General features: G+C 58.7%; 8 protein-coding genes, 1 tRNA gene and 1 pseudogene. 5 read left to right on the top strand and 5 right to left on the bottom strand.

From position 1 onward, the window contains the following. Positions 1-27: 27 nt before the first annotated feature. The 4 genes and pseudogenes from ACZM96_RS06880 to dsrA all read right to left on the bottom strand — a co-directional run bounded on the left by ACZM96_RS06880 (position 28) and on the right by dsrA (position 4,341). Positions 28-1,410 (bottom strand): cobyrinic acid a,c-diamide synthase CobB, encoded by a 1,383-nt coding sequence (locus ACZM96_RS06880; RefSeq protein WP_489488121.1) that lies wholly within the window; start codon positions 1,408-1,410, stop codon positions 28-30. Between the two features lie 138 nt (positions 1,411-1,548). After that, entirely contained in the window at positions 1,549-1,797 is a 249-nt protein-coding gene (locus ACZM96_RS06875; RefSeq protein WP_489488122.1) for a dissimilatory sulfite reductase D family protein, read from the bottom strand. A gap of 63 nt (positions 1,798-1,860) precedes the next feature. Then, positions 1,861-3,003: pseudogene (gene dsrB, locus ACZM96_RS06870) on the bottom strand (dissimilatory-type sulfite reductase subunit beta); the annotation flags it as partial. Between the two features lie 18 nt (positions 3,004-3,021). Beyond that, entirely contained in the window at positions 3,022-4,341 is a 1,320-nt protein-coding gene (gene dsrA / locus ACZM96_RS06865; protein ID WP_294484865.1) for a dissimilatory-type sulfite reductase subunit alpha, read from the bottom strand. Positions 4,342-4,966: 625 nt separating this feature from the next. On the opposite strand from dsrA, the gene ACZM96_RS06860 reads away from it, so the two are divergent. The 5 genes from ACZM96_RS06860 (at position 4,967) to ACZM96_RS06840 (ending at position 10,612) form a co-directional block, all read left to right on the top strand. Further along, positions 4,967-6,796, top strand: coding sequence for a triose-phosphate isomerase (locus tag ACZM96_RS06860; RefSeq protein ID WP_489488119.1), 1,830 nt, complete (start codon positions 4,967-4,969; stop codon positions 6,794-6,796). 123 nt (positions 6,797-6,919) lie between these two features. Further along, a complete protein-coding gene (locus tag ACZM96_RS06855) occupies positions 6,920-8,287 on the top strand; it encodes an L-serine ammonia-lyase (RefSeq protein WP_489488118.1) in 1,368 nt (455 codons plus the stop codon). A 232-nt stretch (positions 8,288-8,519) separates the two neighbouring features. Further along, positions 8,520-9,314 (top strand): DsbA family protein, encoded by a 795-nt coding sequence (locus tag ACZM96_RS06850; protein ID WP_489488116.1) that lies wholly within the window; start codon positions 8,520-8,522, stop codon positions 9,312-9,314. Between the two features lie 4 nt (positions 9,315-9,318). Next, complete coding sequence (ribF, locus tag ACZM96_RS06845; RefSeq protein WP_489488115.1) at positions 9,319-10,248, top strand: riboflavin biosynthesis protein RibF; 930 nt, start codon at positions 9,319-9,321, stop codon at positions 10,246-10,248. A 270-nt stretch (positions 10,249-10,518) separates the two neighbouring features. After that, positions 10,519-10,612, top strand: a tRNA-Ser gene (locus ACZM96_RS06840). Positions 10,613-11,139: 527 nt separating this feature from the next. Here the strand turns inward: ACZM96_RS06840 and ACZM96_RS06835 are convergent. After that, positions 11,140-11,490 (bottom strand): hypothetical protein, encoded by a 351-nt coding sequence (locus ACZM96_RS06835; RefSeq protein ID WP_489488113.1) that lies wholly within the window; start codon positions 11,488-11,490, stop codon positions 11,140-11,142. Positions 11,491-12,039: the final 549 nt, after the last annotated feature.

The raw sequence follows: 12,039 nt of genomic DNA, 5'->3' as shown, positions 1-12,039 counted from the left end.
GTTTCCTCCTTCCCCCGCTCATCTCCCCTACTTCCTGCATTCCTCAACAAAGTTTTTTGCCCAGTGGGGGACGGCGGGGGCGAAGAGGTGCGTCCAGCAGGCGAAGGTGCGGCGAACGAGCAGGCCGTCGCAGTGCGTGCCGTGTTCTTCGTACATGCCCGTGCCCGGGGACAGGGTGAGGCAGCAGGACGGGCGCTGATTATCGGGCCATTCGCAGCGGGAGTAATGGAATTCGTGTCCGCGCCACACGCTGCCCATCGGGTGGAAGGGATTCTCCGCAACCACGCGGGCCGTGACGTAGCCGAGGCCCTGCGGGCGGCGGTAGAAACGGGGACGTGCAGGCAGAAGACCGGCCATGGGGTGCTCGCCGTCGTCGAGGAGCAGGGCGCTGCCGAGCAGCATGAAGCCGCCGCATTCGGCGTAGATGGGCCGATTTGCCAGCGACAGCGCGCGGATCTCTTCGAGATGGGGCGAGGCGCTGATGGCGTCGGCAAACAGTTCCGGGTATCCGCCGCCGAGGTAGAGGCCGTCGAGCTGCGGCCAGGGGGCGTCGTCGAAGAGATCCAGGCGGACAAGGTCGGCACCCGCGTCGCGCAGCGCCTCAAGATTCTCTTCATAGTAGAACCACATGGCTCTGTCCTGCACGTAGCCTATGCGGGGGCGTCCGGCGGGAACGTTCTTCGGCGTGTCGTCTTCGGAAATATCGGGAAGCGGCGGCGCGGTACGCGCAAGGGAGAGAAAAACGCCCGCATCGGTGTGTTCTTCCAGCGTGTCGGCCAGCTTGTCGAGCACGGCGTGAAGGGAAGGATCGGCCGTGTTCAGGGAGAGGCCCATGTGCCGCTCAGGCAGAGGATTGCTGCCGAGGCGGGGAAGAATGCCGAGCACGGGAATGTCGGTATAGCTTTCGATGGCCCGGCGCAGCATGGAGCCGTGACGCTCTCCGGCCACGTTGTTCAGAATGACGCCCGCAAGGTGCAGATTCTTCTCGAAATTCGCCATGCCGGAAACGATGGCCGCCGCGGTGCGGGTCATTTTGGCGCAGTTCATGGTGAGCACCACGGGGGCTTTCAGAAGCTGCGCCACATGCGCCGTGGAACAGGAACCCTGAAGGTCGCGTCCGTCGAACAGGCCGCGGTTGCCTTCAATGACGGCGATGTCGGGCCTGCGCCGGGCGCAGACGCGGCAGAACTGACGTGTGAGGGCCTCGTCGCTCAGAAAGTACGGGTCAAGGCAGGCGGCAGGTTGTCCCGCAGCCAGGGAGAGCCAGGCGTAGTCGATGTAGTCCGGCCCTTTTTTGCAGGGCTGCACGGAGAGTCCCCGCCGGGTGAAGAGGCGGGAAAGCCCGAGAGAAACCAGAGTTTTGCCGCTTCCGCCGGAGAGTCCGGAAATGACGAGTCGAGGCTGCTGCATGGGAAGAAAAGGAAAAAAAGGTAAGGAAAAAGGGGAAGATCCCGAAAGATCTTCCCCTTGAAGTTCCAGCTTGCTGGAAAGGTGCCGTGGGCCGCCTAGAAAGCGGCCCGTCGGAGTCCCGCCGAGGCGGGGGCGATATTATTCGCCTTCTTCAGTGGCACCCTGCTTGCCGGCGCCCTTGAGGCCGTACATGGTGGTGGAACCGGAGGACCAGTAAGCCACCTTTTCGTCGTCCACCAGAGCGGTGAGGACGTTCTTGACCTTGCGGGGGCTGGCGCCGGGGAACAGTTCGAGGAACTGGTTGAAGTAGAACTTGGTCTTGGCGCCGGGCTTGCTGGTCTTTTCGACGAGCCAGTTGTACACCAGGGCCTTGTCTTCTTCGGTCACGCCGGCGGCAGAGGCTTCAGCGTGGGCTTCGGCGCCCTTGTAGGCTTCGGCGGCCAGTTCAGAGAACTTGAACTGGGTGGACTGACGCCAGCTGAAGTAGGCCTGTTCGCGGAAGTCGTCGATGAGCTGGGGGGTGAATTCCAGGTCGGTGAGTTCGAAGAACTTTTCCCAACCGATACGTTCAGCCCAGTCGCCCAGACGTTCGTACTTGTGAGCGTTTTCGGCGTAGACGTCGAGGATGCGCTTCACAGTGGCGCACAGCGTAGGCCAGCGGGGCGGTTCGTTTTCGATGTAGGAAACGACAACCTTGGAGAACTTGGGACGGCTGATGCGGTTGGAGATCTTACCGCCGACCATGATGATCACACCGTCGCCTTCGCCATCGGAGATGGGCAGGGCGGGGCACATGGTGTAGCAGTTACCGCAGTACATGCAGCGTTCCTTCTTGATGGCCACGGTGTTGATCTTCTTGCCGTTGAAGTCTTCCTTGGCGGGACGCACGGCGGCCACGGGGCAGGCGGCGACGGCCAGAGGAATTTCGCAGAGCTGATCAACCCATTCCTGGTCGATCATCGGGGGCTTGCGATGGATGCCCACGATGCCGATGTCGGACACATGCACGGCGCCGCACATGTTGAGGCAGCAGGCCAGGGAGATGCGCACGGGGGCGGGCAGACGATGGTTCTGGAAGTCGGAGAACACGGTGTCCATCAGAGCCTTCACCGGGCCGGAGGCGTCGGTGGCGGGGGTGTGGCAGTGCAGCCAGCCCTGCGTGTGGATGATGTTGGTGACGCCGGCACCGGTGCCGCCGATGGGGAACTTGTAGGAACCGGCAGCGAACTTGCGGGAAGCCAGGTCTTCCTTGAGGGCCTTGAGGGTCTCAAGGTCGGTGACCATGAATTCCACGTTGGAACGGGTGGTCCAGCGAACGTGGCCGCCGCAGTACTTGTCGGCGATTTCGCAGATTTCGCGGATGTGCACGGTGGTCATGGTACGGGCGCCGCCGCAGCGGACGGTGTACACCTTGTCGCCGCTTTCGGCCACATGCATGAGCACGCCGGGTTCCAGGATTTCGTGGTACAGCCACTTGCCGAAGTTCTTGGCAATGACCTCAGGGAAGAAGGAGTCGTACTTGCGGGGTCCGATATCGGAGATACGACCTTCCATGGGTTTTGCAGGATTGTAACCGGAAGAAATAAAAGCCATTTTTGCTCTCCTCTCTGATTAGCGCAGGTGACGCTGACGGTAAGCAGCGATGTCACGGGTCCAGCCGCCGGGCACTTCCTCTTCCTTGAAGAGAATGTAGGGGTTCGTGCGGGGCGCGATGACGTGCTGAGGAATGGCCGGAATTTCGGTCACTTCAAGCAGCTTCTGGAAGGAGAGACGCTTGATGGTTTCGCCAACACGTTCGCGGTTCTTGCCTTCTTCCATCCACCAGTCCCAGATCTTTTCGATGATGGACTTGATTTCGTCGAAGGGTTCTTCCGCGGGGATGAAGGGAACGAGCAGGGAGCCCATCTGAGCGCCGTCGAGGATGGGGGCCTTGGCGCCGACAAGGATGGAGGCGCCGCGGTCGTCGCCGATGTGCAGAGCGCGGGGCATGGTGTTGATGCAGTGCATGCAGCGCACGCAGTTGGCGGTGTCGATGGACAGCTTGTTGCCGTCCCAGCTCATGCAGTGGGTCGGGCAGAGGTCGATGACTTCCTTCTGGAGGTCGAACTTGCCCCAGTCGCGGCCGGAGTGGGCGCCGGCATTGGGCTTGAAGCCTTCTTCACCGGCCACATAGGCCTTCACGGCTTCCTGGTCGATCTTGATGTCGTCCTTCCAGGTGCCGATGACGGCGAAGTCGGAACGGGCCATGGAAGCCACGCAGCCGTTGGGGCAGCCGTCGAACTTGAACTTGAACTTGTAGGGGAACGCGGGGCGATGCAGTTCGTCCTGGTAGTCCTGAGTCAGCTGATAGCAGGCGAGCTGGGTGTTGTAGCAGGCGTATTCGCAGCGGGACATGCCCATGCAGGCGGCGGGGGTACGCAGGTTGGAACCGGAACCGCCGAGGTCCACTTCCATCTTGTGGGTCAGTTCGTAGAAGATTTCTTCGAGCTGAGGAGTCTGGGTGCCGATGAGCACCATGTCGCCGGTGGAACCGTGCATGTTGGTCAGACCGGAGCCGCGCAGATCCCAGATGTCGCAGATGCCGCGCAGATATTCGGTGCTGTAGAACTTGCCGGAAGGCTGAGCCACGCGGACGGTATGGAAATGGGCCACGCCGGGGAACTTTTCGGGCTGGTCGCAGTAACGGCCGATAACGCCGCCGCCGTAACCGAACACGCCGACGATGCCGCCGTGCTTCCAGTGGGTTTCCTTGTCTTCGTAGGAAAGTTCCATAATGCCCAGCAGGTCCTCGGGAGCGTCGCTGGGAATCTGATAATCCAAGCCCTGAGCGTTTTTAGCTCTGCTTTCGGCAAGCTGCTTGATATCAGATACAAAGCTGGGCCAGGGCCCGGATTCGAGCTGGTCCAACAGGGGGGTTGCATGTTTCGCCATTGCCTTACCTCCACATGGTTGATTATGGGTCTGTCGCTTTGCCAACCAATGAGCCGGAAAAACTTTCCGTTCAGACAGAGCGACCCCTGATACACCAAAACCTGGCCGGATGTGCGAGGGCACAGTACAGTCCCGGCCTTACAGTGTGTACTCCGTACCTACCCTATTTTGAAGTTGAGCACAATAGCTCCGGTTCTGTTCACAAGCCACCCGGGGCCGAGGAATCGCGAAAAAAGCTGAAAATGCTGTATTTTCAATGGGTAAAACATAAAAACGGCCTTTCCTCCCCTTTTTTCGTGCCTGCGGATGGTTCCTGAACGGAACGAGCGCAGGGGTTTTACGAAAAATCGTTTCAGACTCGTTTTTTCAATTCATTGAAATATCAGACTTAAATTTTTATACAAAAATGTTTGAAGCTTGGATGACAAGGCAAAAATCAAGAGAAAAAAAGAACAAGCCAGAGAGGGCGGACCATTTATTTTTTCCTGGAAAGGCCTTCGGCGGGACCGGAGGGCACGGAAAATTTAAAGGAGGCATAATACTTTATTTTTCCAGCATTAACAGATACGATTCCTCATCCCCTATCAAAAGGGCCTGCCAGTTTGAGGCCATATTCGGAGGTACAATGATTCTTTTCAAGAAAAGTTCTGAGCGCAGCCTTCGTCTGGAAGAGAGGGCCGAACCCCAGCTCTACCGCGAACTTTTCCCCTACACCAAGATAGGGCGCATAGGATTCGACGGCACCATCATCACTCCCAGTCCCGCTGATCCCTGCTTCATCACCGACACCACCTTTCGCGACGGCCAGCAGGCCCGACCTCCGTACACGGTGAAGCAGATCGCCCATATTTTCGATCTTCTGCACAAGCTGGGAGGCAAGAGCGGCCTCATTCAGGCTTCGGAATTCTTCATGTACTCGGCCAAGGACCGCAAGGCCATCGACACCTGCCGGGCCCGCGGCTACCGCTTCCCCCGTGTCACGGGCTGGATTCGCGCCAACGAAAACGATCTGCGCATCGCCAGAGACATGGAATTCGACGAAGTGGGCCTGCTCACCAGCGTGTCCGACTATCATATCTACCTTAAATTAGGCAAAACCCGCCAGCAGGCCATGGACGACTATCTGCGCATCGTGGAACGCGCCCTCGAATGGGGCATCGTGCCGCGCTGCCACTTTGAAGACGTCACCCGTGCCGACATCCACGGCTTCTGCCTTCCCTTCGCCGCCAAGCTCATGGAACTCGCCCGCAAGGCCTCCATGCCGGTGAAGATTCGTCTGTGCGACACCATGGGCTTCGGCGTGCCCTACACGGGCGCGGCCCTTCCGCGGTCGGTGCAGCGCATCGTGCGCGCCTTCATCGACGAGGCCGGCGTGCCCGGTCAGTGGCTGGAATGGCACGGTCACAACGATTTCCACAAGGTGCTGGTCAACGGCGTCACCGCCTGGCTCTACGGCTGCGCCTCCGTCAACGGCGCGCTGCTCGGCTTCGGCGAACGCACGGGCAACACTCCCGTGGAAGCGCTGGTCATGGAATACATTTCCCTCACCGGCAACGACGACGTGGCCGACACCACGGTCATTTCCGAAATCGCCGAGTACTTCGCCAAGGAACTCGACTACACCATTCCGCCGAACTATCCCTTCGTGGGCAGCGACTTCAACGCCACGAGCGCGGGCGTTCACGTGGACGGCCTGTCCAAGAACGAGGAAATCTACAACATCTTCGACACGGCCAAGATTCTCAATCGCCCCGTGCCCATCATCATCACCGACAAGTCCGGCCGCGCGGGCGTGGCCTACTGGATCAACAGCAAGCTCGAACTCGACGACAGCCGGAAGGTCACCAAGAAGCATCCCGCCGTGGGGCAGATCTACAACGCCATCATGCAGGCCTACGAGGCCGGACGAAACACCTCGTTCTCCAACAAGGAAATGCTGGCCCTCGTCAAGCAGTACATGCCCGAGCTCTTCGTTTCCGAACTGCAGAAGCTCAAGAGAATCGCCAGTCGTCTGGCTTCGGGCATCATGACCCGTCTGGCCGCGGCCTGCCGCGCAAGCCGCACGGAGCAGGAACGCTGCACCGCCATGCAGAGCTTTGCCGATCACTACCCCTACATCCAGTTCATCACGCTCACCGACGCCAAGGGCAAGCTGCTGCAGGCCGTGGTCACGGATGAGGCCAACGCGCCCAAGTACGGCCATCTGCCCGATCCCGGCTACGACTACTCCGATCGCGTCTGGTTCAAGATGCCCATGCAGGACGGTGAACTGCACGTGACCGACGTGTATCAGTCGCAGTACACCGGCGCGCTCATCCTTTCCGTGTCGCAGGCCGTGACCGACGAGAACGATGAAATCGTGGGCGTGCTCTGCGGCGACATTCAGCTTGAGGAAATCCTCAAGCACACCGAAGATCTGGAAGCCGAAGAAAAGAACGAAGACTCGCAGATGTAGTTTTCCGCCCCTGTGCCGAACACGGGGACATGTCTTTTCGGGGCGGCCTCTGGCCGCCCTTTTCCTGCGGTGACATCCGGCGTTCGGAGCGCCGCGCAAAACACAGCCATGAGGAGCCTCGTCATGCGGCCCATCACCACATCGCTTTTTTCCCTGTTCAAGGTGGGCCCCGGCCCGTCGAGCTCGCACACCATCGGCCCCATGACGGCCGGTCGTCTTTTTTCCTCCACGTGCGCCGAACTTCCCCGCGAAATCCTCGCCCGCGCCTCCCGCATACGGGTGCGCCTCTTCGGTTCGCTGAGCGCCACGGGCGCGGGGCACGGCACCGACGCCGCCGTGCTGGCGGGCCTGCTCGGCGTGAAGCCTGAAGACTGTCCTTCCGGCTACCTGGCACGGCTGTCCGAAGAGCCGCTCAAGGACCACAAGGTGGAACTCGGCGTGGGCAGCGCGCTGGTTTCTCTTGCCGACATCGTTCACGATGCCGTGGTTCACAACTATCCCTACAGCAACACGCTGGTGGCCGAGCTGCTCGACGCCGGCGGCGAAGTGCTGTTCAGCAAGGCCTACTATTCCGTGGGCGGCGGCTTCGTGCAGTGGGACGGCTGGAAGGCTCCCGAACTCGGCGATCCGGTGTATCCGTACAGCAACATGAAGGAACTGCGGAACATCGTGCGCACTCAGGGCCTGAACATCTACGAAATCATGCTGGCCAACGAAACGGCCATCACCGGGGCGTCGCGTCCGGCCATCATCCATCAGCTCAACAACATTCTCGACAGAATGGAGGAATCGGTGCGGCACGGCCTTGCCGGCAGCGGCTACCTTGCCGGTCCCCTCAAGGTGGAGCGCAAGGCGCACATGCTTCAGGAACGGGCCCAGGCGCTTCATTCCTCGCCGGGCAAGTTTCTTGCCGGACTCAATGCCTACGCCTTTGCCGCCTCGGAGGAAAACGCCTCGGGAGGCGTCATCGTCACGGCGCCCACCTGCGGTTCGGCGGGCGTCATGCCCGCGCTCGTGTACGCCATGCGTCACGACCTCTTCATCGGCGACCGCGCCATCCGTGAAGGCTTTCTGGCCGCCGCGGCCGTGGGCTTCATCGCCAAGCACAACGCCAGCATCGCCGGGGCCGAAGTGGGCTGTCAGGGCGAAATCGGCGTGGCTTCCGCCATGGCCGCCGCCATGCTCACCGACGCGCAGGGCAACCCTTCCCGCTACGTGGAAAACGCCGCCGAAGTGGCGCTGGAACATCATCTCGGCATCACCTGCGATCCCGTGGGCGGCTATGTGCAGATTCCCTGCATCGAGCGAAACGCCATGGGTGCGGTCAAGGCCTTCAACGCGGCGCTCATCAGCACGGGCACGCGCCCCGAGGCGCATCGCGTTTCCCTGGATGCCGCCATTGCCGCCATGGCCGAAACCGGCCGGGAAATGAGCCACAAGTTCAAGGAAACCTCCATGGGCGGCCTGGCCGTGAGCATGGTCACCTGCTAAGACGCGGGAGCAGAGCCTGTCCTCTGAGGGCCAGGCGGCGGAAAAACGGAACGTCTTTTTGTCGGGGCGCGCATTCATCACCCGACTTCCGGCGCGTGGGACGAAAAAACGCTGGGAAGCGGGCATGCAGAAAAGACCCGCCGCGCTGCAATCCTGTGCCTGCGGGCCGCAACGTTGCGGCGGCTTGTCAGGTCGGTATGAAAAAGATATAGTCCCGCCAAAGGAGATGATTATGTCTTTTCTTCGTCATATATGTCTGACACTTTTTCTGCTTTCCGGCGGACTTATGGTCGCTGCGCCGGTTCAGGCCGCGCCTTCTTCCGATATGAACGCGCAGCTTGAGGCGCTGCTCAAAGAACATCCCGAACTTATTCTGAACGTGCTCAGGGATCACAGCGAAGAGCTGCTCGACATCGTTCAGCAGGGCTCGGACAAGCGTCGTCGCGCCGTGCTGCTGCGTCAGTGGGAAACGGAAATCGATCAGCCCAAGCAGGTGGCGCTGGAAGGTCGTCCCGTGGGCGGACCTGCCGACGCGCCCGTGACGATTATCGCCTTTTCCGACTTTCTCTGCACCTACTGCCATCAGGCCGCCTACACCGTGGGCAATCTGATGAAGCGGTATCCGGGCAAGATTCGTCTCGTGTTCAAGCAGATACCCAAGACGCAGGCCGGCCGCGTGGCCGGCGAGTGGTTTATTGCCGCCTATCAGATGGACAAGGCGAAGGCGTGGAAGATGTACGCGCTTACCTTCGACCGGCAGAAGCAGGTGGAAGAAGACGTCCTCTCCGCCATGCGCGCCATTGCCGCCGAGGCCGGGTTCGACGCCAAGGCCGTGGAAGCCGCGGTGAAGAGCAAGGCCAAGGAACTCGACGCCCTCATGGCGGGCGACGCCGCCGACGCCAACGCGCTGGGCTTTGTGGGCACGCCGTATTTTATCGTGAACAATATGGTGCTGCGCGGCGCGCTTCCCATGGAAAACTTCATAGACGCCGTGGAAATGGCTCTCAAGCATACGGCGGCCAAGTAAACTCATGATTGTAGCTTCCGATCCGAACGCGCTCCGCGAGCAGGGAGCGTGGACTTCCTGCACGGCCACCGTCGGCAATTTCGACGGCGTGCATCGCGGGCATCAGGCGCTGCTGAGCAGCACGGTGAAAAACGCCCGCGAGCGTCAGGTGCCCGCCGTGGCGATCACGTTTGATCCTCATCCCGTTTCGGTGCTTTCGGCCCGCGCTCCCAAGGAACTGTGTTCCACGGCGCAGCGGCTCGAATACATGGAAGAGCTCGGCATCGACGCCGTGCTTCTGCTGCCGTTCACCAAGGAACTGGCATCCCGCGGGGCCGACGACTTTTGTCGTCATGTGCTTGAGGACTCGCTGGCGGTGAGCGAGCTTTTTGTCGGATACGATTTCCGCATGGGGCGGGATCAGGCCGGAGTGGATGCGCTGCGCGCCTGCATTCCGCACGTCACGCAGGTGGAGGCCGTGCTTGTGGACGGCGCGCCCGTGAGTTCCACGCGCATCCGCAAGGCGCTGGCCGAAGGGCGGCTTGATGAAGCGAATCTGCTTCTCGGACGACCCTTTTCCGTTCAGGGGGAAGTCGTTCACGGCGAAGGACGGGGAGGCCCGCTTCTGGGCATACCCACGGCCAATCTCGACGTGCCCCACACGCAGGCCATGACGGCTCCGGCCGTGTACGCCACGTCGGCCCGTCTGCTGGACGGCGAAGGCGCGGGCGAGTGGCGCATGTCCGTGACGAGCTTCTGCAAGAATCCCACCTTCGACGGTTCCGCGCTGACGCTGGAGACACACATCATGGATTTTTCCGGCGACATCTACGGCCGGGAACTCGAAGTGCGCTTTCTTGCGAAACTGCGTCAGGATCGGCGCTTCGACGGGCTGGACGCGCTCATAGCGCAGCTGCACGCCGACATGGACGAGCGCCGCAGACTTCCGCTCTGAGTGCTGCGGCGGCAGCGTTTCGTCTGAATCCTGCGCCGCTTTGCAAGACATTGGAAAAAAGATCCGCTTTTTGAAAGCGGGTCTTTTTTTTCGGTTCGAGGCGGCGGCTAATCCGCAGGGCGGAAGCGGGTTCTGCGCCTGACCGGACGCGGCGGGGCTGCCCGAAGGGCTGAATGCTCGTCAGGCGCACGGCGTCCTGCTGCGTCTGCGGCAGGGCCCCGGAAAAAAGGCTTGCCCGCGGGCCTGTCTTCGTGTACAACACACGTTTGTGGAAAGGTAGCGAAGAGGCCGTAACGCGCTCGACTCGAAATCGAGTTATCGGTGATGAGCCGGTACGTGGGTTCGAATCCCACCCTTTCCGCCAGGATAGCTACTGAGAAAGTCCCATAAGGTACATAAACCCTTGTGGGACTTATTTTTTGTGCGTTCTGTACAGCGTGTCGTACATTGGTCGTCCATTGTCTTCACTTCGTCGTCAGCGATAGTGACGACAAAAAATGATCATAATCTGTTGTTATTGATCTATTATTTTTTTCTGTCGTCAATGTCGGCACTATTTTTTGCCACAAGTATGCTCGCATAAAAAATGCCCTGCCAGAATATGGTACTGACGGGGCGAATATGGAGGAGAACGCTCAGGGAGAAGCAGTGCGGTTAGTGTTGGGCAGGAGTTTCTTCCGGGATATCCCAGGAATCGGTGTGAACAATGATGCCATTCCAGATCTCAAAAATTCCGCCGAATCCCTGTTCTTCTTCCCATCTCCATTGCCAGTGTCCTTCAGGACATGATGCTGCCATGACCTCCGTAAACGTTTCAGGGTAGCTCCAGGGCGTATCGAAGAAGTAACTGGTGTTGTCATGTTTCCGGTAGCAGGCATCCCACTTACAGTCTCAATGGCTATTGGTGAAGGTGTACCAGTCTGCGGCTCCGAATCGCTTGATGAGATTTTGAGCACACTCGGTGGTACAGCAGCTTTCGATGACGCCGGACGGATGCTCAACATAAAGCAGTCCTTCCTGCTCATACTCCGTGCATACACGATCCGCATACCGGTCCTTGAACATCTGCATTTCCTCCGGGGAAACGATTCTGTTCGGAGAACTGGTTTTTGAGAGCTCACGCGGGAGAGGGACAAGCCTGCTGAAGCAGAATTCACCTTTCTCATCCACGATACGCTCACGAGTGAACGAAACAGCCGTTTCATTGAGCGGGGTAATGATGTTGGATACCCAGTTCGGCATAACAACCCCCTTAAATAGCAAAAGCCGGACTCCGTGAGGAATCCGGCCTTTTGCGGTTGATGGTGCTATGAGGTGGGGACTACTGATCTACCGATCCGACATGATATAAAATTTTCGGCAGTGAGGGCATAAATATTATTTTTTTTATATAAAATTATATATTTAAAAAATATAATAAATAACTTATGTTTGTGATATTAAATAGTATTTACTATAATATTGACTTTTATATATACATGATAAGCTATAATAATATAGTTATAAAAATTATAAAATTATTATCAGTGAAAATTAATTTTATCATTACTATGATTGTATGTAAAATCTATTCATCTAAAAGAGAAAGAAAGGTTAGTGAAGATTTTTTATTGTGTTACGCTTGGGGCTATACTACCACTAGAAAGACGAATATTCCCTCCATCCCCAGTCTATCGACAGATACCTTTACAAGAAACATCATCTCATCAAGACATTTTTTAATAAAATTAAGTAATATCGTAAGAATTCAACTTGTTATGACAAGAAGGCAGAAGTTTTCACGGCTTTACA

Source organism: Mailhella sp., assembly GCF_057866825.1.
This window is presented reverse-complemented; position numbering and strand designations above follow the sequence as displayed.

What these genes read in the sequence shown, in the direction of transcription:
- ACZM96_RS06880 (WP_489488121.1), bottom strand. Translation starts at nt 1,410, where the DNA reads ATGCAGCAGCCTCGACTCGTCATTTCCGGACTCTCCGGCGGAAGCGGC.
- dsrA (WP_294484865.1), bottom strand. Translation starts at nt 4,341, where the DNA reads ATGGCGAAACATGCAACCCCCCTGTTGGACCAGCTCGAATCCGGGCCC.
- ACZM96_RS06860 (WP_489488119.1), top strand. Translation starts at nt 4,967, where the DNA reads ATGATTCTTTTCAAGAAAAGTTCTGAGCGCAGCCTTCGTCTGGAAGAG.
- ACZM96_RS06855 (WP_489488118.1), top strand. Translation starts at nt 6,920, where the DNA reads ATGCGGCCCATCACCACATCGCTTTTTTCCCTGTTCAAGGTGGGCCCC.
- ACZM96_RS06850 (WP_489488116.1), top strand. Translation starts at nt 8,520, where the DNA reads ATGTCTTTTCTTCGTCATATATGTCTGACACTTTTTCTGCTTTCCGGC.
- ribF (WP_489488115.1), top strand. Translation starts at nt 9,319, where the DNA reads ATGATTGTAGCTTCCGATCCGAACGCGCTCCGCGAGCAGGGAGCGTGG.
- ACZM96_RS06835 (WP_489488113.1), bottom strand. Translation starts at nt 11,490, where the DNA reads ATGCCGAACTGGGTATCCAACATCATTACCCCGCTCAATGAAACGGCT.